This is a genomic window from Pedobacter sp. GSP4, assembly GCF_051857575.1.
In the GTDB taxonomy this organism is placed as follows: Bacteria; Bacteroidota; Bacteroidia; order Sphingobacteriales; family Sphingobacteriaceae; genus Pedobacter.
In genome coordinates this window covers 29345-54889 of record NZ_JBPZIR010000002.1, presented here as the reverse complement: position 1 = coordinate 54889, position 25545 = coordinate 29345, and the positions used below count along the sequence as shown (strand labels likewise).

The window sequence follows — 25545 nt, the reverse complement described above, 5'->3', positions numbered from 1 at the left end:
ACATTGATTAACTCACTATTCCCAACCTGGATTTTGTGCTAATACACCTTTGCTTTTATAAATTTCTGCTCTTGGAATCGGATACAGGTTTTGTTTCTCTGTCCAGGTTTTTTGGAATGTCTGGCTCAGTACAAATGGCGTATACACGAAACTTCCGTTGGCCTGTTTAACCACATCCATCCCTTTCATCGGAACGCCAATGGTTGTGGCACCAATTTTCCAGCGCATAATATCATACCAGCGGTGATCTTCGAAAGCCAATTCTATGGCACGCTCGTGTCGGATCACGGTACGCATTTCATCTTGCGTCATATTGGCTTTAAGTCCGTAAAGATTATCTGCTCCAGCTAGTATTCCGCTGCGTTTGCGGATGGCAATTAACTGTGCATAAACAAGGCCGTTAACATCGCCTGGGCCTACAGCCTCATTTTGTGCTTCGGCATAGTTTAGCAACACCTCTGCATAGCGGAAATAAATGTAGTTAAGCAAAGTAGTACTTCCTCCAACGGTACGGTAAACCTCTGGCCAGTACTTTTTGCAATAGTAACGGGTAGCGGTGTAGGTAATGGTTGTGCTATAATCAAGTGCGCCTGCTGGTGTAGACCACATTTGTATTGCCCTTCCCTGCCAAGGCCTATCATTATAAATAATATTATCGTAGAAGCGTGGCTCACGGTTGGCATAAGGTTTCTGCGGATCGTAGCCCGAAGTAGGGTCGGTAATGGCTTTTCCATTCGCCATTTCGTACATATCTACATGGTTCTGCGTAGGGTTCATCTGTCCCTGCGCACCACCCGATCCTGGCGACATTGAAAAATCCTGCATCATTTCTCCTGCCAAAGGTGTATTGCCCTTAATCCTGATCATGATATACTCGCTTGAAGTTGGCACATTCAGTATATCGCCATAGGTTAATTGTAATGCATAATTTCCAAACTCGCCGTTCATAATCCTTAAGGCGGCAGCAGCGGCAGCGGCCCATTTTGTTTTATCGCCAGTTGGGTTATTTAGCGGGCTTGCGGCATATAAAAGTACCCTGGTTCTTAAAGCCTGTACCGCGCCTTTGGTTGGGCGGCCATAATCTGCCGGAAGATAATCGGCATCGTTGCCCAATTTGGTTTCAGCAATGGCTAAATCAGCCAGGATGTATTTGGTTACCTCATCAAATGAACTGCGTGGCAGGTTCAACTCATCATTTACGGTGTAAACTTTATCCACAATGGGTACACCACCAAATCTTTTGGTCAATTCGAAATAAGACATGGCCCGTAAAAAACGCATCTCTCCTTCTACCCTAACAGGCTGAAAAATAGGCACCGTTGCAGGGGGCGCTGGCGGCACATCGGCAAGCCTCGATAGCATTTTGGTTTCGATGGCAATACCTGCATACATTCTTTTCCAGATATCGTAAATATCGTTTAATGATGCACCGTTAGAATGATCGTGATACAAACCACGGTTTAAGGTGGTTACCGTTCCTTCTGAGTTGCCCGAAACAGCCTCATCCGATGCTTGTGCCACACAGCCACGGTGATCGTTAAACCTTACATATTTATTGATTACGTAATTGTAGGCATTATCGGCAAATCTTGCTGCCTGAGCAGGATCTGCAAAAATTTCATCCTCGGTTAAAGCTACACCAGGTGTTCTCTCTAAATAGTCTTTTTTGCAGGAAATGGAAAACAGCGTTAATAAAATAATGGCTGTATATATTCTGTAGTTCTTCATGATCTTAAAATTGAACGTTTAAACCAAAATTGTAAATTCTCGATGTTGGATAAAGCGCCTGTAATGGGAAAGCCATATTTACGGTGTTTACATTTTCCGGATCGATATAAAACTTATATTTTGTCCAGGTGTAAATATTCTGGCCCTGTAAGAAAAGCCTCACATTGCTCAGCTTCAGCGAACTCATCCACGATTTTGGAAGTGTCCACGCCAGTTCAATGTTCCTGATTTTTAAATATGCCGAGTTCTGTAAGGTAAAATCGTTTAGTGCATAGTTTAAAGATGCTGTACCGCGGGCATGCAGGGCTGGCCAGGTTGCTGTAGCAGCAGTAGCTGGTGTCCAGGCATCCAACATAAAAGGATACATCTGCTGACCGTTGTTCTGCTCGTTTAAAATTACGTTCGAACTCACGTTAGCCACCCCTTGAAATAATGCAGAAAGTGAAAACCCTTTGTAGCTAACCCTTGGGCTAAAACTATAAATGTACTGTGGTGTATTGGTATAGCCAATTGCATCCTGATCCAGGTTGGTAATAACGCCATCGCCATCAAGATCCTTAAATTTTAAATCGCCTGGAATTGGGTTGTAGCCAGATAATTTTGGCGAAGCCGCAATATCAGCAGCCGATTGGAAAAAACCATCGGTCTTGTAACCAAAATACTGGCCAACGCTTGTTCCTTTTCTCGCCAATGAAAAAGGCATTCCGTCAGGTTCGTCGTTTTCGAGGATCTTATTCTTATTATAACTCAATTGTGCGTTTAAGCCCAGGGTTACACTGCCAACCACACGCTGGTAATCGAGCTCCACCTCATAACCTTTGTTGTATACAATACCTTTGTTTAGGTTTGGGTATGAGTGGCCAAACAGTGCTGAGCCACTTAAGGTTGGTGTTAAAATATCTTTACGGGTTTCGTCAAAAACATCGACCGTTAGTTTTAGGTTATCGCTCAAGAAACGGGCTTCCATACCAATGTTTCTTTTGGTACCGGTTTCCCAAGTAACTTTATCATTTCCTAAAGCATTATCGGCAATGTAAATGGTTGGATAATTAACCAAGGCCAAAGGGTTTCCGAACGGTGCACCAGAGTTACCCTGATAAGTGGTTAGGAACAAAAAGCGGTTATCCGAAATCCTATCGTTACCTACCTGACCGTAACTTCCCCTTATTTTTAGATAGGTTAAAATGTTGTTCTTTTTCCAGAAAGGCTCGTTGGTAAGGGTCCAACCTGCCGATACTGCCGGAAAGAAGCCATAACGCAATCCTTCTGCAAAGTTTTCCGACCCGTTGTAAGAACCATTAAACTCGGCAAAGTACCTTTCTCCGTAGTTATAAGTAACACGACCTACAATACCCTGCGATGCTCTTGGAGGTGCTGTAAAAGCTGTTCCACCGGTGGTACGGATAAGCTGACGGGTGCCCAATAGCAATCCGCCAACGTTGTGCTTGCCAAAATCGCGGTTATAATCAAAACCTGTTTGCAGGTTCATGTTGGTACTTCCACCGGTTACACCACCATCCTGTACGGCCCCCAGAGGCTCATCTCGGTTACGGGTATCGGTTGATAAGGTAGCTTGCCCTGTTGCCGGATTATAAACATAAGCGGCCCAATTGGCGTTCCGTCTTTCTGTATTGTTATAGTAAGAATCGTAGCCAAATACCGTTTTAAAGCCCAAACCTTTGGTAATGAAACCTAATTTATAGTTGAGGTTAAAGGTACTCTCGATGGTATTGTTATCGTCGTTACGGGTTCCGAAGCGGGTTAATACCGCAAATGGATTCCAGATATTGGTACCGATATTCGGGTTTGCCGTTATCCTGCCATCCGGAAGCGTTACCGGATAAGCGTAAGCCGGAACCTGTAAAATACGCGAAATCATCCCCTCTATCGTATCGTACGAGAAAGCAGAAGAAGACAATAAGCCTGCTGGCTGGTACCTGTTGGCAAAACGGCCGCCCAATTTAATTCCAACTGTAAAATCTTTGTTCAAGGTTAAATCTACGTTCGAACGGAAATTGTAACGGTTGTAATTGGGTACGGTATTGATGCCATAAGGCGAATCAAACTTTTTGAAGATACCATCCTGGAAGGCATAACCTGCCGAAACAAAATATTTGGCGATTTTGGTTCCGCCGTTGATGTTGATATTATGCTGTGTTTGAGAATAATACTTTTTGGTTAAATAATCAAACCATTGCACATCAGGATAGCCGATCGGATCTGATCCATCCTTAAATTTTTGCAGTTCGGCATCGGTAAAGAATGGTGCCTTACCATCGTTAACGTAAGATTGGTTTAGTAATGAAGCATTTTCGAAAGCCGGAAGACCAACAGCAAGACCTGTATAGGTTTGCAGCGCATAGTTACCGGTATAGGTAACCTTGGGTTTACCAATTTTACCTTGTTTGGTGGTAATTACGATAATACCATTTGCTCCCCTGATACCGTAGATGGCTGTTGATGCCGCATCTTTTAACACCGTTACGGATTCGATCTCACTGGCATCCACATCAGAAAAACTAGGACGCTCTACGCCATCGACCACTACAATTGCAGCATTGTTGTTCCCGTAAGTAGCCACACCCCTTACCTTTAACTGAGCTCCATCGGCACCCGGCTGCCCACTGGTTTGTACCGCCAATAAACCTGGCAATCTACCAATTAAAGCATTTGTAGGACTTGGCGTAGGCGATTTCATCACCTCTTCGGCACCAATCTGCGCAACGGCACCCGTTAAAGTAGATTTCTTCTGTACGCCGTAACCCACTACAATAACCTCATCCAATCCCTGCGAATCGTCTTCCAAAACCACATTTAAAACTGTTTTGTTGTTAACAGCCACTTCTTTAATGGTGTAGCCCACATAAGTGAAAGTTAGGGTAGCATTAGCGCCTACCTTTATCGAAAACTTACCATCGTTATCGGTTACCGCTCCAATTGTTGTTCCTTTAACCCTAACACTTACCCCTGGTAAGGTTATCCCCTTGTTATCTTTTACTGTTCCGTTAACCGTGCTTTGTGCATAAGCAGAAAAGGAAGAACCGATCAGAAAAATAAAGGCTAATGTATAAAATACCTTCAGCCATTGATTTTTTTCAAATCCAACAGATGACGGCGTACTTCTCAAATTGTAAAGTATATCCATAATTGTTATAAATATTAAATCTATCTTGTTAAAATTTAATGCGTAGTTAATACTGATTAACCAGATTTGTAAGGCTTACAGATCCAATTAATTTAATGTAAGATATTGCTCAGCGTAAAGCTGTTAAGCAACCGGTAAAAACATTTGCTTAGGCGCAGTTAGGCATCTTCAGAATTGTAGGATTTTGTCTTTAAACAGTAATATTTATGAGACAAAATAAAGTTAGTATTGGTAACTAAACTTGGTATTCCAGTAATAGCCCTTTTAAAACTGAAATTGGTTTGGGATGATTTCGTCATTGTTATTTGGTTAGTTTGTGTTAGCGGTAACGAATTTAGAAAAGGAAAAAACATAAAAGTGTTTTTAAATAGCTTAAAAGGCTATAAATTCATTTGAAACTACATTTCAAACGTTTGAAATAATTGCGTTTTTTTTCTTATCTATGCATTGAGATTGGAAAAGATGATGAATAATACTCCTGTTACGCTAAAGTTCTTGGCTGAAAAGTTAAAGATGTCAGTATCAACAGTATCAAAAGCGCTTAATAACTACCCTACCATAAATGAATACACCAAACAGCGTGTTCAGGAAATGGCGCGCGATCTACATTTTACCCCCAATAAATCAGCAATCAATTTAAAGGAGAAAAAATCGCGCATTATTGGTATTATATTACCTAATCTGTTAGACCATTTTTTTACCAGAAGCATTTACGGTGTAGAGCAGTTTGCCACGCAACATGGATACAATGTTATCATCAGTCAGTCTCACGATGACCTGGAAAAAGAAATCCAATCGGCCAATATGTTGTTAAGAAGCCGTGTTGATGGTTTAATTGTGGCCATTTCGAAACATACGCAGGATTTTGCGCATTTAGATCAGTTCGAAAACATGGGCATTCCGGTAGTGTACTATACCCGTAACCCGAGTTTTAACTTAAGCTGCCACAAGGTTTTGGGCAATACCTTTCAAGGATGCTACCAGGCAACTAAATTCCTGATTGATAGAGGTCACAAAAAAATTGCGTATTTGGGCGGGCCTAAAATGATCAACTTTACCCACGACCGTTTTAATGGCTACATTAATGCCTTAAAAGATAACAGTGTTCCATTTTCTTCAGAACTGGTGGCTTATACCGATTTTGACAAGGAGAACACTATATCAGCTATACAAAATCTTTTTGCCAACCGCGAAAATATGCCAACGGCCTTGGTAGCTTTTAAAGAACCCATTTTATTTGATGCCATAAAATACCTCAGATCGATAAACCATCCAAAGTTTAACGATATTGAATGTATAGGCTTTGGCAATACTTCATTTATCAGCTACCTGGATTCGCCACCAATTGCTTCGATAGAGGAAAATCCCGAATCGGTTGGAGAAAATGCGATTAAATTACTCATACAGCTTATTGATAAGGAAATCGATATACAGAACTACCAGAAAGTAATGGTTGATTGTAAATTGGTTGTGCACGAATAGGTGGAAAATACGCCCATATTTATCATTGAGAAATGATACAAACCCTTAATTACCATTAAGCTGATTAAGAGATAACCTTTCCATCAAAACTTAATGTCCTTAATACCTTAATGATCAAAACAAGCCTTTAAATTACCATTAAGAAGTTAAGTTGATTAAGAAATAACCTTTCCACCAAAACTTAATGTCCTTAATACCTTAATGATCAAAACAAGCCTTTAAATTACCATTAAGAAGTTAAGTTGATTAAGAAATAACCTTTAAAAACTTAATGTCCTTAATACCTTAATACCTTAATGGTCAAATAAGCATTAATTATCATTAAGCATTTAAGCTGATTAAGAAATAACCTTTAAAAACTTAATGTCCTTAATACCTTAGTGGGTCAAAACAAGCCTTTAAATTACCATTTAGCAGTTAAGCTGATTAGAAATAACCTTTAAAAACTTAATGCCCTTAATACCTTAGTGGGTCAAAACAAGCCTTTAAATTACCATTTAGCAGTTAAGTTAATTAGGAAATAACCTTTAAAAACTTAATGCCCTTAATACCTTAATGGTCAAAACAAGCCTTTAAATTACCTCAACGACATAGCGCTTCCCTTAAATTGATTCCGATGTTTTTCGTTGTATACAAAAGCTGCAACAATCAATAAGCCTGCAACACCTTCAAAAGCCACAACCATTTGTGTACCAAACAAATGCGCCAGGTAACCCATCAATAAACTGCCGATCGGCAATACTCCTTGATAGGCCATAATATAATAACTTAATGTTCTGCCCCGCATTAAATCATCAGCGTGGGTTTGCAGATACGTATTAATAGATGATGTTTGGGCCATTAAACCCAAGGCAGCCAAGCCGGTACATATTAACGCCAGCACCAAAGATGGAGAAATGGCCAGGGCAACTACCGAGATGGCCAATAAAATTCCCGAAAGCATAACTATTTTCTGCAGGTTCTGATTGGCTTTTAAGGTGGCCATATAAATTGCCCCGAAAAAGGCCCCGAATCCTGCCGCACTTTCGAACCAGCCAAAAGTTGTAGCATTACCATTAAAAATATCTTTGGCAAAAACCGGCAGTAACGTAGTAAACGGAATAACCAACAAGCTCGAGGCCGCCATCATCAAAACCATCGAAGCCAGATCGGGCGATGCTTTAAGGTAATCGTAACCTTTCTTTAAATCCATCCAGATGTTCTCTGTAGATTTTTTATGCTCAGTAAGTTTAAGCTTCATCATTACCATACAGCCCAGTACCGCAATAAAACTCACAAAATTGATCAAAAAACAGATATCCTCGCCCAGTGTACTTAAAATAACACCTGCCAGCGCCGGACCAATTAAGCGAGCCGCATTAAACATGGATGAGTTAAGTGCTATGGCATTTGGTAAATCTTCTTTATCATCAATTAAATTTACCATTAACGATTGCCGCGCAGTTACATCAAACGCATTTACCAGCCCCTGTACCAAGGATAATGCTGCAATCCAGAACATATCGTACACCTTAAACCAGATCATTAAAGCCAATGCCCCTGCCTGTAGCATTAAAATAACCTGGGTAATCACCAAAATTTTGTACTTATTGTGCCTATCTACATAACTGCCTGCATATGGCGCCAGCACCAAAGATGGTATTAAGCTTAAAAAAGTAATTAAGCCCAAAAGAAAAGCCGAACCCGTTAAACGGTATACCAACCAGCTGATGGCTACACGCTGCATCCACGTGCCTATTAACGAAATGGCTTGTCCTGTAAAAAATAACCTGTAATTATAATGCCTTAGCGAACGAAAAATACTCATGTTTAAAATAGTAAAGTAACTTTACAAAAATAGAAATTTCAGACGAAACTATAAAACGCAAAAAGCTCATTTTTATCACCTCAAAATCATAAATGATACATTCATTAAAAAAAAATCATCAACAAAAACAAAAGCTTATATTTGTAAAGTTTATTTACCAATAATATGCCTACGCAAACACAAGATATAGCCGCAAAACTAAGAAGTACCGTTACACGGTTAACCAGGCAGCTGCGCAAACAGAATGTAAGTTCGGAGTTTAGCAATGCAGAGCTGTTAACCATGTCGTTGCTAGAGCAGCACGGCAAAATGTTATCAACCGAACTGGCCGATATGGAAAGGGTTTCTAAGCAGGCTATTTCACAGATCATTAACCGTTTATTCGAGGCCAAATGTGTGGAGCGTTTTCCAAGTGAAGAAGACAAACGCAAGGTATTTATCGGTTTAACCAAACTCGGAGAAAAACACATCATCGCCAGCAGAAAGATAAAAGAAGAATGGCTGGTTCAAACCATGGAGAAAATTTTTTCCTCAGAAGAAATAAACCTGATACAGGCTTTCCTCCCACTCCTTTCGCGCCTGGTTGAACATAATGGTTCGAGGGTATAGTTTTCTTTTTTCCTTAGCTAAATAAGCCTTATCTTGCAGCTTTAAAATGGCACTACACTTTACATCAATAAATTCGGGCAGCAACGGCAATTGTTACTACGTGGGTAACGATAACGAAGCCATTTTGGTTGATGTTGGCTTAACCTGCAAAGAAGTAGAAAGAAGGATTGCGCGTTTGGGCCTGTCCATCCAAAAAATAAAGGCCATATTCATTTCGCACGAACATAGCGACCACATTAAGGGCTTAACTGTTTTTGCAAAGAAATACAAACTTCCGGTATACATCAGTTCCGCTACCTTAAAAAGCAGCCGATTGGTTTTAGATCAGCACAATACCTTTTCGCTAAACCATTTACAAAATATCCAGATCGGCAATTTAAAGGTTTCGGCCTTTTCTAAATTTCACGATGCAGCAGATCCTTATAGTTTTACCGTAGAATGTAACGGTGTAAGGGTTGGTGTATTTACCGATATTGGCGCCGTATGCGATCGATTAATCAGTCATTTCAAAAACTGTCATGCCGCTTTTTTGGAGGCCAATTACGATACGCAAATGATGGAAAATGGCAAATACCCCTATTTCTTGAAAAGAAGGATTATGGGCGGTCACGGTCACCTTAGCAACGCGCAGGCGCTGGCACTTTTTACCAGCCACAAGCCAGATTACATGAGCCATCTTTTATTGAGCCACTTATCTAAAGATAATAACGACCCCGACCTGGTTGAAAACCTTTTTAAAGCAGTTGCAGGCAATACTTTTGTTAAAGTAGCTTCACGTTACGAAGAAACGGAAGTATATTACATTGATTGCAATCAAAATGCACAAACAGCTTACAGTTTTAACCCAGAACTTTACCAGCCAGAGCAGCTTAATCTTTTTTAAAGGCTTAAAAACTTATTTTCCCAATACTAATTACCTTTTTGTAGCCTATTTCTCTTGGTTATTTAGAAAACCATGAAAATTGGACAGTTTTCTGACAATTTATTTCTTTTCCCAAAAACATTTTTAACTGTATCTGGTTATTACTATACTTCATAAATAGTTTGTTTGGTTTATTTGGGGCTTATGGATTTAAGCCCCTTTCTCTTTCCAAAAAACTCCGAGGGTACTAAAGAATATTTTGCATTTTGTTTGACCGTAAAAGGAATATAAGAGTCATTAAGCACATACGTCACAAATTTTAACAATCTTAGCTTATCGACATAAAAAAAGGTAAAATAGCTCTTCACCATCTTACCTTTTTAAATCTTTTCTAGAAAGACTATTCTCTTATCATGCTCACCTTTCCCATCTCACATCATCCATCCTTACAGATTTTTAACAATTGCCTCATCCAAAGGCTTAGTTTTTGAACGGAAACGGTGAACCAGCTCCCCTTTTTCGTTGATCAGGAATTTCTCAAAGTTCCATTTGATATCTCCTTGCTCTTCTGTATTGGTTTGAGAAGTAAGGTATTTAAACAATGGACTAATGTCATCACCCTTTACGCTGCTTTTTTCTGCCAACAAAAACGAAACATTGTATTTTCCTGTACAAAATTCTTTGATTTCGGCATTGGTAGAAAATTCCTGTCCACCAAAATTACCTGCAGGAAAACCAATTAGCACTACTTTTTTGCCGTATTGCTTTTGAAGTTTTTCCAAATCTTCGTACTGAGGGGTATAACCGCATTTAGAAGCAGTGTTAACAATCATGATTTTTTTGCCCTTAAACTGAGAAAGTTTAATTTCTTTACCATCAATAGTTTTAAAGCTAAAATTGTAAACATTTTTTGGAGGCGTTGGCACCAAAAAGTTTAGTAGAATTAAAATTGTGCTTATCATCGTTTTTTATTTTTATATACGAATATAGGCACAAATAGTTTTCGCTGAGGTAATGTTGTTGTAAATTAAATGATGGGTTATGCCATAGCAGAAACTAGAATGATGCCGCTATTCTAAATATGGGCGTCAAAAAAAATAATTCGGACCTAAAACCAGTGGTATTTAGGCTAATAAATCGCCTTACTTGCACATACTTTAATAAAAAATTTGTATTAAATTCTATTCAGGTTTGGATTTATGCTTTAATTATAGCTTTATTTGCACAAAAACGTATTTCATGGCCAAAAATTTATTAATCGTCGAGTCACCCGCAAAAGCTAAAACTATAGAAGGCTATCTAGGCAAAGATTTCCTGGTGAAATCTAGCTATGGCCACATCCGTGATTTAGTTAAAGGTGATATGGCAATTGATATCAACAATAATTTTGCCCAGACCTACGAAGTACCGGCCGACAAGAAAAACGTTGTAGCCGAGCTGAAGAAACTAGCCAAGGATGCCGAAATGGTATGGCTAGCATCCGATGAGGACCGCGAGGGAGAAGCCATTTCTTGGCACTTATTTGAAACTTTAGGCCTAAAAGTAGAGAAAACTAAGCGTATTGTTTTCCATGAGATTACCAAACCTGCCATTTTAAAAGCAATAGATAGTCCACGTGGAATTGATTACAATTTGGTAAACGCCCAGCAGGCACGCCGTGTTTTAGATCGGTTAGTGGGTTTCGAACTTTCTCCTGTTTTATGGAAAAAAGTTAAACCATCTTTATCAGCCGGCCGTGTACAATCTGTTGCCGTACGTTTAATTGTAGATAGAGAAAGGGAAGTTTTAAACTTCAATGCTGCTGCAGCTTATAAAATAACCGCGCAGTTTTCTACCGGAAAAGGAAAAGAACAGGTTAAAGCAGAACTTCCGCAACGTTTTGAAAGCGAAGCTGATGCTGAAAAATACCTTCAGGATTGTGCCCAGGCAAAATTTCATATTACGAGTTTAGAAACAAAACCTGCAAAACGCAACCCAGCTGCACCATTTACCACTTCAACCCTACAGCAGGAAGCTTCCAGAAAACTTGGCTTTTCGGTTGCACGTACCATGCAGGTAGCGCAAAGGCTTTACGAGGCCGGTAAGATTACCTACATGAGAACAGACTCTGTAAACTTATCAGAAACCGCCTTAAATGCCGCTGCTGCCGAAATTAAATCTGCTTATGGCGATAAATACCATCAACACCGTGTATATAAAACAAAATCTGCAGGCGCGCAGGAAGCTCACGAAGCCATCCGCCCTACTTATTTTGACAGGCACACGGTAGACGGCGATATTTCAGAGAAACGTTTATATGATCTGATCTGGAAACGTTCGATAGCCTCGCAGATGAGCGAGGCGCTGTTTGAAAAAACAACTGCTCAGATTACCGCTTCTACCCGCAAAGAACATTTAGTTGCCGAAGGTGAAGTATTGAAATTTGATGGTTTCCTTAAAGTTTATCTCGAATCGACCGATGATGAGGAACAAGAGGAAAAAGAAGGTGGATCTATTTTACCTCCTTTAGCCAAAGGGCAGGAATTATTTTTAAAAGAAATGCAGGCTACAGAGCGTTACTCGCGCCCACCTGCACGATATACGGAGGCCAGTTTAGTTAAGAAATTGGAAGAGCTTGGCATCGGCCGACCATCTACCTACGCCCCAACTATTTCTACCGTACAAAACCGTGGTTATGTTGTTAAAGAAGATAGAGATGGTAAGCAGCGCAAATTTACCGCGATTGTCCTGGCAGATGGAGTTGTTAAAAAAGAGATAAAATCAGAGGTAACCGGTGCCGAAAAATCTAAACTCTTTCCTACCGATATTGGTGAAGTCGTAAACGATTTCTTGGTAGAACACTTTAAAGGAATTGTAGATTTTAATTTCACGGCTAAAGTAGAAAAAGAGTTCGACGAGATTGCGCAAGGCTTACAAGAGTGGACCAAAATGCTTCATTCTTTTTACAGTCCTTTCCATACCGAAGTAGAAACCACATTAGAAACTGCCGAACGTGCTACGGGCGAACGCTTATTGGGCTTAGACCCCGCAACAGGCAAAAATGTATATACCAAAGTTGGTAAATTTGGTCCGCTGGTTCAAATTGGCGAACTTGATGAAGAAGAAAAGCCGCGTTATGCAAGTTTAATGCGCAACCAATCGGTAGCTACCATTACTTTAGCCGATGCTTTAGAATTATTCAAATTACCGTTTCAACTTCCTGATTTTGAAGGAAAAGAGGTTGTAATCGGTGTAGGCCGTTTTGGCCCATATGTTAAATGGGGCGAAAGTTTTATTTCACTTCCTAAAAATGAAGATCCGCTATCGGTTAATTATGATAGGGCTGTCGAAATTATCCGCGAAAAAATGGATGCCGATGCGCCTATTGCCCATTATCAGGGTTTAGGGGTTACCAAAGGCAAGGGCCGCTTTGGTCCGTTCATCAAGTGGAACGACCTTTTTATCAATATTCCGGCTAAAGGTTACGATTTCGATAATTTATCGCAAAGTGATATTGAAACCTTAATCGGTAAAAAAGTAGAAAAAGAGGCCAACAGATATATTAAAACCTGGGATGCAGAGAAAATTTCTATCGAAAATGGCCGTTGGGGACCGTTTATCCGTTTCGGCAAACTGATGCTAAAACTCAGGAACAATGAAGCTACCAAACAAAAATATACACCAGAAGAACTGGCTGATATTGATTTGGAAGTAGTTAAAAAAATGATTGTGGAGCAAGTGCCAAATGCTTTCGAAACGAAGAAAAAGGCACCTGCAAAGAAAAAAGCAACGCCGGCTAAAAAAGCTGTAGCAAAGAAAAAATAAATCATCGTCACCCTGAACTTGTTTCAGGGTCTCTATGTTGTAAGCGATGCTGAACCAAGTTCAGCATGACGACAAAGTACTTTTATGAAAGCAGATTTACCAGAAAATACCGTAGAAGATATTGCCATGGCCGTTGTGCTGATGAGCGAAACCCCGGAAGTAAAAAACTGGACAGTTTATCTTGTTAATTTAAAAAACGAGCCAATCACCAATGTTTTAATTAGCTCTAAAGGTTATGGTGAAAAAGACGGCAAGCAGGTTAAAACTTCTGTTTTGAGGCATTTTGTAGGTGATATGGAAGCACAATCATTTGCTGGTGTTGAAGCTATAGATCCTGAAGTTTTTGGCTTAACCAACGAATACTGGCTCAGTTATTACATCGGCAGCACCATTTACGATAAAAAGTTTATTTTCCTACCAGAAAGCATCATCGATTCTAATCTGATCAAAATTCCATTGGTAAATAGACCTGGGGTAATGATTAAATAAATTGGGAGTTTGGGGTGGTGAGTTTGGAGACCACTGCGGCGCCCCAAATACACCTTTTTAATACCCTAGGTTATTTGCACCCAAAACTGCACACTCCTAACTGTAAACTCCAAACTGAACTAAGGCACTTTAACAGCCTGTCTACCAATTAATTTCCAGCCGGCTTTTTCCTTACTCCAAATTAACAGGATATACAGTTTTACATTTCCTGGAACGTTTTTATCATTCGTTTTAGCACTTAATGTGTGGCGCACCAAGGCAGTTTTATTTTGAACAATAACGGTTTGATCGGTTAAATTGATATCCACAAAATCAGATTCTGCAGAAAGAAGAGAATGCATAAATTCTTGCTTGGTTTGAATTTTTCCGCTTGAATGACCGTAACTCAGGTTATTCAGGATTAATTTATCAAGTGCTACACTGTCAGGCGTAACCATCAGTTTGGTTAACTTATTTACAGCAGCTTCTACATCTGCTTTTTGGGCAAAACAAAAACTGACAGAAAATAACAGGCCTGAAAAAATTAAAAGTTTCTTTATCATATCTGGTTCTAATGAGGTTGATGCTGTAAACTTATCCAAAACCATGCAAAGGAACAAGTTGTAAGGCTTAATTTTCAACATAATTTCTTTTAACGTGAATTTTAGTTAATTTTCATCTGGAATATGCTGTATCGAATAATAATCATTCCGCTCGACACCAGCTTTTTCGCACATCTAAAAACGAAATTTCATTACCAATGGAACAACCATCTACCTATCAATCTTCTTCCAGAAAGAAATTTATCTTTATCGGCTTACTTGCGGTATCTATAGCAGCCATCGTATTTATTTATTTCAACAGGAAGAAAAAAAATCACGAAGAAAACCAGGCCTATGCAAAATACATAGAAGCTTATACCTCAGGAACCATTTCGAAAAAGAGTTTTATTAGGGTGCATCTGGCCAATGCGGCAACAGGGATGCAGGATTTAGGCAAAGCAGATTCGCGCGAACTTTTCGACTTCTCCCCTTCCATTTCAGGAAAAACCTATTGGATTGATCCGCAAACGGTAGAATTTAGGCCCGACGAAAACCTAAAACCTGGCAAAAATTACGAGGCTACCTTTAAACTATCAGAAGTTTCGGCAACGGAAAAAGGGCTTGAAGATTTTGATTTCGAATTTAAGGTAATTACCCCTGGCCTAATGCTTTCGCAGAACGGATTGGTTTCGCAGAACAATACGGCACTCGATTACATGAAACTAACCGGCGAAGTAGCCACAGCCGATGTAGAAGAAACCGGCAAGATCGAAAAAACCCTAAACCTTGATTTCGGTCAGAAATTAAAAATCAAATGGCAGCACGATCCTGCAAAAAACATTTCGAAATTCACGATCGATAGTATTAAAAAGGCAGGCAGCGATCAAAATCTAAAAATAGAATGGGATGGCGACCCCATTGATGCCGAACAGAAAGGTGAAATAGAAATCCGTGTTCCGGCATTGAATAAATTCGAAATATTGGATATGAAAGCCATTCAGGGGGAAGAAGATTACGCACTCGTGCAGTTCTCAGAGCCAATTGGCGTTGGGCAGGATTTAACAGGGATGATTACTTTGGGTAACCTGAGCGATTTGAGATATACTATTGATGCCAGTCAGGTTAAAGTGTACGCCGCAGAAGAATTGAAAGGTAATTATGCCCTAAATGTAAATGCCGGAATAGAGAACATTAATGCCAAAAAACTGGCAAACGGTAAAATGGCCAACCTTATATTCGAAGATAAACTGCCGGCCGTAACCATTGCTGGTGGAGGTACTATATTGCCCAATTCAGGCAAACTGGTGCTGCCATTCGAAGCCATCAATTTAAAAGCAGTTGATGTAACGGTCATCAAAATTTACGAAAACAACATTCCACAGTTTTTTCAAACCAATAGCTACAAAGACGGTAACGAACTGCGCCGCGTAGCCAAACCTATTTTGCAAAAAACAGTGCGTTTAGATGAAGACAAGGCGCTGAACCTGCATAAAAAGAACCGTTTTACACTTGATCTGGATAAAATGATCCGTACGGAGCCAGGGGCCATGTACCGGGTAACCATTGCTTTTAGGCAGGAATATAATGCCTACAACTGTAAAACCGGCGAAGAAAAAGTGGGCGATAGCGAAGAAGATAGTGAATATGGAGATTATGAAGGCTATGGAGAAAAGATTGATGAAGATGACGATTTTTGGCAGCGCTACAACAATTATTACCCGCCAAATTACAGATGGAGCGATAAAGACAACCCTTGTACCCCATCGTTTTACACCAACCAACGCTGGGCCAGCCGCAATTTAATTGCTTCTAATATAGGTTTGGTGGCCAAAAGAGGCAACGATAATTCTATGCTGATTGTAGCAACAGATTTATTAACGGCGAAACCACTAAGCGGGGTAAGCCTCGAACTGATGGATTACCAAAAACAGATCATTTTTACCACCAAAACAGATGGAGATGGCTTTGCCAAATTCGACCTTAAACGCCAGCCCTTTTTATTGATCGCAAAAAATGGTTCTGAACGTGGTTATTTAAAACTTGATGACGGAAGTTCGCTCCCTTTAAGCCGTTTCGATGTAGGCGGAGATGTGGTTCAAAGTGGCCTAAAAGGCTTTATTTATGGCGAACGCGGTGTTTGGAGGCCAGGCGACAGTTTATTTGTTTCTTTCGTTCTGGAAGATAAGCTCAAAAAACTTCCGGCCAATTATCCGGTAACCATGGAGTTTTATAATCCGAAAGGACAGCTTTATAAAAGATTGATTAACGGTAAACCTTTAAATGGATTTTACACCTTCAAAACAGCTACAGAAAGTACGGCCCCAACAGGCAACTGGATGGCCAAAGTTAAAGCAGGTGGTGCAACTTTTACCAAAACCCTAAAAATTGAAACGGTAATGCCTAACCGTTTGAAAATTGATTTCAACGTAGGCAACCGAAGCTATTTAAGCGCAGGAACCTCTGCGGCTACCCTATCGGCCAAATGGCTGTTTGGTGCTGTTGCACAAAACTTAAAGGCTAAGGTAGATGTAAACCTAAATACGACTGAAACTAAATTTAAAGGCTTTGAAGGTTTTAGCTTCGATAACCCTACCGTTAATTTCGAATCGCAGGTTAAAACCATTTTTGAAGGCACTTTAAATCAGAACGGTACGGCGCAGATTAACACCAATTTAAACGAAAACAATACCGCACCGGGTGTTTTAAGGGCTAATTTTACCACTAAGGTTTTCGAACCTGGCGGTAATTTCAGCATTGATAATTTTAGCATACCTTATCACGTGTACAGCAGTTATCTGGGCATTAGGCCGGCAAAAGGCGACCGTTTAAGTGGTATGCTGGTAACCGGACAAGACCATAAAATCGAAATTGTAAATGTTAATACCGATGGCAAACTTTTAAGCGGAAGTAAAACTGTTCAGGTAGAATTGTATAAAACACAATGGCGCTGGTGGTGGGAACAGGATGATCAGTACACCTACGCCAATTTTACACAAAACCAGTTTAACAAGCTGGTAGAGAGCCATCAAATTAACTTAACCAATGGTAAAGGAAGCTGGAATTTACGCGTTAACGAACCAGAATGGGGCCGTTATTTAATTTTGGTACGCGATGTAAACGGAGGCCATGTTACCGGAAAATCAGTATATGTAGATTGGCCTGGTTGGGCGCAGCGCGAGCAAGGAAGCAACCCAACTGAGGCCTCTATGCTATCATTCACGGCCAATAAAGAGAAATTTACCGTTGGCGAAGACATTACTTTAACGATTCCTACCGGCAAAAACGGCAGGGCGCTAATATCTATTGAAAATGGAAGCCGGGTATTAAAAACTTTTTGGATAGATACCAAAGCCGGACAAACACAATTTAAATTTAAGGCCGAAAAGGAAATGGCACCTAACGTGTTTGCCAACATTACCTTATTGCAGCCACATGCCCAAACGGTTAACGATCTACCGATCAGGATGTACGGGGCTATTCCACTTTCGGTAGAAGACCCAGAAACTATTTTAAAGCCAACCATTAAAATGGCCGATAAAATTAAACCGGAAACCGAAAACACCATTACCATTGGCGAACAGAACGGCAAGGCCATGACCTATACTATTGCACTGGTTGATGAAGGCTTACTGGATTTAACGCGCTTTAAAACGCCTGATCCACATGGTGCTTTTTATGCCCGCGAAGGCCTGGGTGTTAAAACATGGGATTTATTCGATTACGTTTTAGGTGCCTGGGGCGGAAATCTCGAACGGATATTAAGCATTGGTGGTGATGGTAGCATCAATAAAAACCTAAACCCTGCCAAAGCCAACCGTTTTAAAGCAGTTGTGAAATTTATGGGTCCTTTTACTATTGGTAAAGGAGAAAGTAAAACACACAGATTTAAATTGCCACAGTACATTGGCGCCGTTAGGGCTATGGTAGTGGCCGGACAAGATGCTGCCTATGGTTTTGCAGAAAAATCGGTCCAGGTTAAAAAGCCGCTAATGGTTTTGGCCACCTTGCCGAGGGTTATTGGCCCGGGCGAGCGTTTTACCTTACCTGTTACTGTTTTTGCTACCGAAAGCAACCTTAAAAATGTTTCAGTACAGCTTCAGGCCAGTAATTTAATTGTTCAGGGCAACAATAAACAACAGCTCTACTACAAGCAAACCGGCGAGCAAATGACTTATTTTGAAGTTACTGCACCAAATACCGTTGGTATTGCAAAAGTTAAGGTTACAGCGCAAAGCGGTAACGAAAAAACAGATTATGATGTGGAAATGGATATCAGAAATCCAAACCCATATGTAACCAACGTTGTATCTGCCACTGTGCAGCCACACACCAAATGGGCGGTAAATTATGCACCTATCGGGATGACTGGTACCAATTCAGGATCGCTCGAGGTTTCTTCCATCCCTGCTATTAGCCTGGGCAAAAGATTGAGTTATTTGATCCAATATCCTCACGGCTGTATCGAACAAACCACCTCTGGTATTTTCCCTCAGCTATATCTGGATAGATTGAGTCCATTAAACGAACAGCAAACGGCAAAAACAGAAAAGAATATTAAAGCCGGAATAAACAGGCTTAAAGGTTTCCAAACTACCGATGGTGGTTTATCTTACTGGCCGGGAGAAGGCAGTTCTGACGAATGGGGAAGCAATTATGCGGGCCACTTTTTAGTTGAGGCTCAAAATGCTGGTTATACCCTGCCTGTGGGCCTTTTAGATGAGCTGTTGCGTTATCAAAAATCAAAAGCAGCTAACTGGGCACCCAACAGCAATAATTTTTATGGTGGCGATTTATCTCAGGCTTACCGCTTGTATATGCTGGCCTTAGCTAAAAAGCCAGAAATGGCCGCAATGAACCGTTTAAAGGCCTTCGAATACCTGTCTGTTGCCGCAAAGTGGCGCTTGGCAGCCGCCTATAAGTTGGCTGGCCAGAACGATGTTGCCCAAAATATGATTAGGGGCTTAGATACTTCCATTCAGGCTTACAAACAATTGGGTGGCACATATGGTTCTGATGTACGCGATGAAGCGATGATTTTAGAGACGCTAACTTTATTGGGGCAGAAAGCAAAAGCTGCCAGTTTATTGCAACCTTTAGCGGCTAAATTGGGCGAAAATACCTGGTACAGTACGCAAACAACCGCTTATAGCTTATTGGCCATTGCCAAATTCTGCGGTACCAATCAATCGGCCAATAAACTGCAATATCAATATGTATTGGATGGAAAATCGGCAACTGTAAATGCGAATCAATACCTCAACACCACACCTGTAGTTTTTAAGGGAGGTACAGCTTCTGTTAGCAACAATGGCAATAATGTGTTATTTGTACGTTTGGTATTAGAAGGACAACCTGTTGCCGGTCAGAACAATTTCTTACCTAACCGCCCAGAGGTTTTGGATATGAATGTAATTTACAAACGCTTAAACGGAAAGATTTTAGATCCGACTACGCTGAAACAGGGTACTGACTTTTATGCAGAAGTAACGGTAAAAAATCCAGGTAGAATGGGATACTATGAACAAATGGCATTAACTCAGATTTTCCCTTCAGGCTGGGAAATCATCAATACCCGCGTGAGCGATAACCAGAGTATCCTGGCTTCATCTCCTTTCACCTATCAGGATATCAGGGATGACCGTGTTTTCACTTACTTCAACATCAGGGAAGGCGAAAGCTTGGTGTACAAAGTATTGCTCAATGCCTCTTATCTGGGTAAATATTATTTATCGGCTGTTCAGTGCGAAGCCATGTACAACAATGATATCTCGGCTACTGAAGCAGGCAAATGGGTACAGGTAGTGAAATAGTGTAGAAATAGTGGTTCGTGGAGACACGAACCATGGCCAAATATCGTTCAAACCTCGCAGGTTTTAAAAACCTGCGAGGTTTCTTATCATCAAATTTAAATGAACAAAAAGCCTAAATAACAATGGATAAAATATTTAAAGTCAAAAGAATGAGTTATTTGGAGAACTACCATCTTGATAGTGGTTCGTGGAGACACGAACCACGGCAAAAAGAAGAAAAATGATATCGAATTCGATAAATTTATTTTTAGATAAATACTTACAGCCTCGGTTCGTGTCTCCACGAACCGAAACTAAATAACAATGGATAAAATATTTGAAAGTAGAAGAAAGAATTACATAGAAATTGGAGAGATTTATTTTTGGACTGTTACCATTAACAAATGGCAAAAATTATTGGAAAAAGATGAATTTAAAAATATCATTTTGAATTCATTTGAATATTTAACTTCTTTAAACAAACTTGAAATTTTTGGCTTTGTTATCATGCCAAATCACATTCACGTAGTTTTGAGAACCAAAGAATTAAATGGAAAAGAAACTGTACAGGGTTCATTTTTAAAATATACTGCTCATGAATTTAAAAAGCTTCTAACTACAAATGATCTATTAAATTATCGGATATCTTTGGCCAATAAGAATTATGAATTTTGGCAACGAGATCCTTTAGCCATTCACTTGTACTCTCCGGAGGTTGCTTACCAAAAATTAGATTACCTACATAATAATCCTTGCACAACACACTGGCAATTGGCTTACGAACCTGAAGATTACTTATATTCGTCGGCATCCTTCTATGAAAATGATGATTTAAAATATTCATTTTTGAAAGATCTGAGACTAAAATTTTAGTAATAATTAACAATGGTTCGTGGAGACACGAACCACGGCAAAATATCGTTCAAACCTCGCAGGCTTTAAAAACCTGCGAGGTTTCTTATCATCAAATTTAAATGAACAAAAACCCAAAAGCATTCCTTATTTCCGATCTGATCTGCTTTGCCCTGCTTTTGGCATTTCTGTTTTCATTGCCGTCAAAACTGTTTAAAACACCTACATCCTATGTAATTGAAGCCAGCAATGGCAATTTACTGAGTGCTGCAATTGCCAGCGATGGCCAATGGCGTTTTCCTGTAGCCGATAGCGTTCCCGTAAAATTTAAGGATTGCATCATTGCTTTTGAAGACAAAAGGTTTTATCATCACATAGGTATCGATTTTTTAGCCATGAGCAGAGCCATGCGTCAAAACCTTAAAGCTAAAAGTGTAGTAAGTGGCGGCAGCACCTTATCCATGCAGGTAATCCGCTTATCGCGCAAACAAGACAGAACCTTTTGGCAGAAACTGCTGGAGGTGATTTTGGCCATACGTTTGGAAACAAAATATTCAAAAGAAGAAATTTTAGGCCTATACGCTGCCAATGCTCCATTTGGAAGTAATGTGGTGGGCCTAGAAGCTGCCAGTTGGCGCTATTACGGTAGAAATGCAAAAACCCTTTCTTGGGGCGAAATGGCAACGTTAGCTGTACTTCCGAATAGTCCATCGTTAGTTCATCCTGGTAAAAACGCCACTAAGCTGATCAAAAAAAGAAACGATTTATTAGATAAACTCGCAAAACTAAAATACATCGATCAGGCCACAGCCAATTTATCAAAATTGGAGCCTGTTCCAGGCAAACCGATGCCACTGCCTCAAAATGCACCGCATTTATTAAACCGCTTTAAAGCAGAACGGACTACCCTCCGCATTTCCACTACAAAAATTACTTCTACCTTGGATGAAAATATCCAGTTAAAGGTTAATGCCATTTTAAAACGCTACAATAACCGGTACCGGGCAAACGACATCAACAATATTTCTGCCTTGGTATTAAATGCCAGAACCGGTCAGGTGCTAAGCTATGTAGGCAATATTTATCAGCCTGAAAACGCCGATTTACAAAGCCATGTCGACATGATTAAGGCGCTTAGAAGCCCTGGAAGCACTTTAAAGCCATTACTTTATGCCAGCATGATGAATGATGGCTTTATCTTGCCGCATACCTTGATTCCAGATATCCCTACTCAAATTGCCGGTTATTCGCCACAGAATTATGATTTGGGATACGATGGCGCCATTGCCGCAGATAAAGCCTTAAGCCGTTCGTTAAACATACCCGCTGTAAAAATGCTGCAACAGTACAAATACGAACGTTTTTACGATAAGCTTAAAAAACTAGGCATAGGAACCTTAAACCAACCTGCCGATCACTACGGCTTATCCTTAATTTTGGGCGGTAGCGAAGTAACCATGTGGGATTTGGCCAACACGTACATGGGCATGGTACGTACTTTAAACCATTTCAATACTTTTAAAGGCTTATACAATCCGGCCGATTACCAGCCTGCGGATTATGTAAATGTTCCGCAAAAAGAAGAAAAAGATTACCAAAGAAATTCATTTTTAGATCATGGCTCCATTTGGGCAACTTTTAATGCCATGGAAGAAGTAATGCGCCCAGGTGATGAAGGTTTATGGGAGCAGTTTTCATCATCGCAAAGGGTAGCCTGGAAAACCGGTACCAGTTTTGGTTTCCGAGATGCCTGGGCAGTAGGCTTAACACCAGATTACGTGGTGTGTGTTTGGGTGGGCAATGCCGATGGCGAAGGCAGACCGGGTTTGGTAGGAATTGAAGCTGCCGCGCCTGTTTTATTCGATATATTTAGGTTATTACCCAACGGAAAGTGGTTTGAAACGCCCAGCACCAAACTAAAAAAGATCAAAATATGTAAACAGAGTGGTTACAAAGCTGGAGAATATTGTGAAAATACGATTGATGAACTGGTTCCACCAGCTGGCGAAAAAACAGCGGTTTGCCCTTACCATAAATTGGTTCATTTAGATAAAACAGGACAATATAGGGTTACCGACCAGTGTGAAAGTGTTACCAATATGTTGCACACAAACTGGTTCATTTTACCTCCCGCCATGGAGTATTACTACAAAATAAAAAACAGCGATTATAAACCACTACCTCCTTTTAAAGATGGATGCAACAGCACTGGCGGAAATAGTGTGATGGAAGTAATTTATCCCAAAAACAATGCGGTTGTATATATTCCTTTAGAATTAGATGGTACAAGGGGTAAAATTGTGATTAACGCAGCACACAGAAACCCACGATCAAAAATATACTGGCACATTGACCATGAATATATAGCCACCACAACTAATTTTCACCAATTGGCCATTAGTCCGCCACCCGGAAAACACACGTTAACATTGGTTGATGAAAATGGAGAAAGACTGGTACAGAACTTTACAGTTTTGGATAAGGAAAAGAAGTAAAATAAAAAACACAACAAACTGATATTAAAAAGATTACCAAATTAAAACTACTTTAATTATCTTTATTAAATCATTCGTCCTTTTCGTTTTTTTTTCTGACAACAATTACGTTTTCACCTTAAACCAGACTTGTTATGATCAGTAAATTGGGTTTTACCAAAATGGATATTAACGAATTTGAAACATGGGTTTCGAATTTGCGGATCGCCAGAACCATCTTATACATTCAGGAGCACCATACCTGGAGTCCAAGCTATGTTAATTTCAAAGTTGATAACCATTTTGAACTCCAACAGGGTATGAAAAGTTATCACGTCAGTCATAACGGCTGGATGGACATCGGCCAGCATTTCACCACCTTTCCTGATGGTGCCATTTTAACGGGAAGAAGCCTTGAAAGTACCCCCGCATGTATTTTAGGCTTTAACTCAAATGCCATTTGCATCGAAAACCTGGGCAATTTTGATACGGGCAAGGATGTAATGACCGCTGCACATAAAGATACAATTGTAAGGATGGCGGCCGCGCTCTGTAAGAAATTTGGCATTGCTGTAAATAGCGATAAAGTGGTTTACCACCATTGGTTTAATTTAACTACCGGAGTAAGAAACAATGGAACCGGCAACAATAAAACCTGTCCGGGTACTAACTTTTTTGGTGGTAACAAAGTGGCCGACTGCAATTCAAATTTCCTGCCTTTGGTAACTGCAGCTTTAAATGGTACGGTTCCGCAGGGGGCGCAAAACATTGTAAAATATGTTGTGGTTACAGCAGATACACTAAATATCCGTGAAGATGCTGTTGCCCAAAGTAAAAAAGTTAGTGGCGTTGAGCCTGCCCTTTTAGGGGCTATTTTACGTGTGTATGAGGAGAAAAATGGCTGGTATAAAATATCTGCTTCGCAACAGCATTGGGTAAATGGAAGTTTTACTAAAAATGTAACACGCGCCACAGTTAATGCCACTACTTTAAATGTAAGAAGCGGTCCAGGTACCACTTTTCCAAAAGTTTCTGCACTGACCCAAAATCAAGAGGTTTTTATCGTGGAAGAAAGTAATGGCTGGTGCAAAATAAGCAGCGATAACAAATGGGTTAAGAAAGAATTTTTAAGTTGAAGTTCATCTGAATTTCCACTATTGGCTCCCCGTTTTTCGGAACAAGTGGTCGAAATGCTTTGAATAATTGCTTTTCGAACAGCTAATATTCATTAATACCTATAGAACACACCGTCATTTCGATCCGATAGCTATCGGATGGAGTAAAGCGAAATGGAGAGATTTATTTAGACAGATTTCTCGACTACGTTGCTCTCCGCTCGAAATGACGATATTGTGAGTGGATTAATGCAAGTTAACTTCTTTATCATCACCGCTTACTTTTAGATAATAAATATTCCTCAGAAAACATACGGCTCAAATCCTCATAAGTTATCTTTCCACTTTGCAAAAGCACTCCCTAATTTAGAAGTAGCTAAAAAAGATTGTACCGGATCATCAATAAGCGCAATTCCCTGTGCTTCTATAAAACTGTAAAGCTTCTGGTAGTCTGGATAATCGGCATGGAATCTTTGCAATTCTTTTTCCAAATACTTTTTATCAAAACGTTTTAAGGCCTGTTTTTCTGATTGCCCCATTCTTTTTGCAAAATCTAAAAAGGTAAGGCATTGATAAATTAATCCGGTACCGTAGCGCAGTAAAGCCAAAAAAGTTTCAAAATCTTTGGCAGCCACATCGAAAGGAATACTTTCAGCGCTGATTAATATCACTGGAGAGGCATTTTCACTTTTCCAGATCGCCCAACCCGACCCATCGTTTGATTCGGCAAAAACCTCCAGGTCAGCCGAACGGTAATCTGCACCTATCAATTTGGGTAATTTGCTATTATCAGCTACCTCCATATCTACCGTAAAACCTGGTTCGCTAGCTAAAAAGGACTGAAATTTATTTACAAGATTTTCCATAA

At 40.0% G+C, this 25545-nt stretch carries 15 protein-coding genes; 9 read left to right on the top strand and 6 right to left on the bottom strand.

Annotated elements, in window-relative coordinates; translation table 11 throughout:
• Window positions 1-15: 15 nt before the first annotated feature.
• Complete coding sequence (locus tag ACS5PU_RS03785) at window positions 16-1728, bottom strand: RagB/SusD family nutrient uptake outer membrane protein (RefSeq protein WP_439457942.1); 1713 nt, start codon at window positions 1726-1728, stop codon at window positions 16-18.
• Between the two features lie 4 nt (window positions 1729-1732).
• Window positions 1733-4873, bottom strand: a complete 3141-nt coding sequence (locus tag ACS5PU_RS03780; protein ID WP_439457941.1) for a SusC/RagA family TonB-linked outer membrane protein — start codon at window positions 4871-4873, stop codon at window positions 1733-1735.
• 462 nt (window positions 4874-5335) lie between these two features.
• On the opposite strand from ACS5PU_RS03780, the gene ACS5PU_RS03775 reads away from it, so the two are divergent.
• The gene (locus tag ACS5PU_RS03775) at window positions 5336-6355 is read left to right on the top strand and encodes a LacI family DNA-binding transcriptional regulator (RefSeq protein WP_439457940.1); all 1020 of its coding nucleotides are present in this window, start codon (window positions 5336-5338) and stop codon (window positions 6353-6355) included.
• Window positions 6356-6932: 577 nt separating this feature from the next.
• Here the strand turns inward: ACS5PU_RS03775 and ACS5PU_RS03770 are convergent.
• Complete coding sequence (locus tag ACS5PU_RS03770; protein WP_439457939.1) at window positions 6933-8162, bottom strand: MFS transporter; 1230 nt, start codon at window positions 8160-8162, stop codon at window positions 6933-6935.
• Between the two features lie 165 nt (window positions 8163-8327).
• On the opposite strand from ACS5PU_RS03770, the gene ACS5PU_RS03765 reads away from it, so the two are divergent.
• Window positions 8328-8771, top strand: coding sequence for a MarR family winged helix-turn-helix transcriptional regulator (locus ACS5PU_RS03765; RefSeq protein WP_439457938.1), 444 nt, complete (start codon window positions 8328-8330; stop codon window positions 8769-8771).
• Window positions 8772-8817: 46 nt separating this feature from the next.
• Entirely contained in the window at window positions 8818-9654 is an 837-nt protein-coding gene (locus ACS5PU_RS03760; protein ID WP_439457937.1) for an MBL fold metallo-hydrolase, read from the top strand.
• A 425-nt stretch (window positions 9655-10079) separates the two neighbouring features.
• On the opposite strand, the gene ACS5PU_RS03755 is transcribed toward ACS5PU_RS03760, so the two are convergent.
• Window positions 10080-10595, bottom strand: coding sequence for a glutathione peroxidase (locus ACS5PU_RS03755; RefSeq protein ID WP_439457936.1), 516 nt, complete (start codon window positions 10593-10595; stop codon window positions 10080-10082).
• Between the two features lie 277 nt (window positions 10596-10872).
• On the opposite strand from ACS5PU_RS03755, the gene topA reads away from it, so the two are divergent.
• Window positions 10873-13437 (top strand): type I DNA topoisomerase, encoded by a 2565-nt coding sequence (gene topA / locus ACS5PU_RS03750; RefSeq protein ID WP_439457935.1) that lies wholly within the window; start codon window positions 10873-10875, stop codon window positions 13435-13437.
• Between the two features lie 84 nt (window positions 13438-13521).
• The gene (locus ACS5PU_RS03745; RefSeq protein ID WP_439457934.1) at window positions 13522-13926 is read left to right on the top strand and encodes a hypothetical protein; all 405 of its coding nucleotides are present in this window, start codon (window positions 13522-13524) and stop codon (window positions 13924-13926) included.
• A 119-nt stretch (window positions 13927-14045) separates the two neighbouring features.
• On the opposite strand, the gene ACS5PU_RS03740 is transcribed toward ACS5PU_RS03745, so the two are convergent.
• Complete coding sequence (locus tag ACS5PU_RS03740; protein WP_439457933.1) at window positions 14046-14549, bottom strand: nuclear transport factor 2 family protein; 504 nt, start codon at window positions 14547-14549, stop codon at window positions 14046-14048.
• 116 nt (window positions 14550-14665) lie between these two features.
• On the opposite strand from ACS5PU_RS03740, the gene ACS5PU_RS03735 reads away from it, so the two are divergent.
• The 4 genes from ACS5PU_RS03735 to ACS5PU_RS03720 all read left to right on the top strand — a co-directional run bounded on the left by ACS5PU_RS03735 (window position 14666) and on the right by ACS5PU_RS03720 (window position 24698).
• Complete coding sequence (locus ACS5PU_RS03735; RefSeq protein WP_439457932.1) at window positions 14666-20257, top strand: alpha-2-macroglobulin family protein; 5592 nt, start codon at window positions 14666-14668, stop codon at window positions 20255-20257.
• Between the two features lie 303 nt (window positions 20258-20560).
• Window positions 20561-21109: a transposase gene (locus ACS5PU_RS03730; protein ID WP_439457931.1), complete on the top strand. Its 549-nt coding sequence runs from the start codon at window positions 20561-20563 to the stop codon at window positions 21107-21109.
• 101 nt (window positions 21110-21210) lie between these two features.
• The gene (gene pbpC, locus ACS5PU_RS03725) at window positions 21211-23583 is read left to right on the top strand and encodes a penicillin-binding protein 1C (protein WP_439457930.1); all 2373 of its coding nucleotides are present in this window, start codon (window positions 21211-21213) and stop codon (window positions 23581-23583) included.
• A gap of 134 nt (window positions 23584-23717) precedes the next feature.
• On the top strand, window positions 23718-24698 hold the full coding sequence (locus tag ACS5PU_RS03720) for an SH3 domain-containing protein (RefSeq protein ID WP_439457929.1): 981 nt from the start codon (window positions 23718-23720) through the stop codon (window positions 24696-24698).
• A 305-nt stretch (window positions 24699-25003) separates the two neighbouring features.
• Here the strand turns inward: ACS5PU_RS03720 and ACS5PU_RS03715 are convergent, their stop codons facing one another.
• Window positions 25004-25543 (bottom strand): hypothetical protein, encoded by a 540-nt coding sequence (locus ACS5PU_RS03715; protein WP_439457928.1) that lies wholly within the window; start codon window positions 25541-25543, stop codon window positions 25004-25006.
• Between the last annotated feature and the right edge of the window lie 2 nt (window positions 25544-25545).

Excerpts from the sequence above, each read along its gene's own strand:
- ACS5PU_RS03755 (WP_439457936.1), bottom strand. The coding sequence starts at position 10,595 with ATGATAAGCACAATTTTAATTCTACTAAACTTTTTGGTGCCAACGCCT.
- ACS5PU_RS03745 (WP_439457934.1), top strand. The coding sequence starts at position 13,522 with ATGAAAGCAGATTTACCAGAAAATACCGTAGAAGATATTGCCATGGCC.
- pbpC (WP_439457930.1), top strand. The coding sequence starts at position 21,211 with ATGAACAAAAACCCAAAAGCATTCCTTATTTCCGATCTGATCTGCTTT.
- ACS5PU_RS03775 (WP_439457940.1), top strand. The coding sequence starts at position 5,336 with ATGATGAATAATACTCCTGTTACGCTAAAGTTCTTGGCTGAAAAGTTA.
- ACS5PU_RS03715 (WP_439457928.1), bottom strand. The coding sequence starts at position 25,543 with ATGGAAAATCTTGTAAATAAATTTCAGTCCTTTTTAGCTAGCGAACCA.
- ACS5PU_RS03740 (WP_439457933.1), bottom strand. The coding sequence starts at position 14,549 with ATGTTGAAAATTAAGCCTTACAACTTGTTCCTTTGCATGGTTTTGGAT.
- topA (WP_439457935.1), top strand. The coding sequence starts at position 10,873 with ATGGCCAAAAATTTATTAATCGTCGAGTCACCCGCAAAAGCTAAAACT.
- ACS5PU_RS03735 (WP_439457932.1), top strand. The coding sequence starts at position 14,666 with ATGGAACAACCATCTACCTATCAATCTTCTTCCAGAAAGAAATTTATC.
- ACS5PU_RS03780 (WP_439457941.1), bottom strand. The coding sequence starts at position 4,873 with ATGGATATACTTTACAATTTGAGAAGTACGCCGTCATCTGTTGGATTT.
- ACS5PU_RS03770 (WP_439457939.1), bottom strand. The coding sequence starts at position 8,162 with ATGAGTATTTTTCGTTCGCTAAGGCATTATAATTACAGGTTATTTTTT.
- ACS5PU_RS03765 (WP_439457938.1), top strand. The coding sequence starts at position 8,328 with ATGCCTACGCAAACACAAGATATAGCCGCAAAACTAAGAAGTACCGTT.
- ACS5PU_RS03730 (WP_439457931.1), top strand. The coding sequence starts at position 20,561 with ATGGATAAAATATTTGAAAGTAGAAGAAAGAATTACATAGAAATTGGA.
- ACS5PU_RS03720 (WP_439457929.1), top strand. The coding sequence starts at position 23,718 with ATGATCAGTAAATTGGGTTTTACCAAAATGGATATTAACGAATTTGAA.
- ACS5PU_RS03785 (WP_439457942.1), bottom strand. The coding sequence starts at position 1,728 with ATGAAGAACTACAGAATATATACAGCCATTATTTTATTAACGCTGTTT.
- ACS5PU_RS03760 (WP_439457937.1), top strand. The coding sequence starts at position 8,818 with ATGGCACTACACTTTACATCAATAAATTCGGGCAGCAACGGCAATTGT.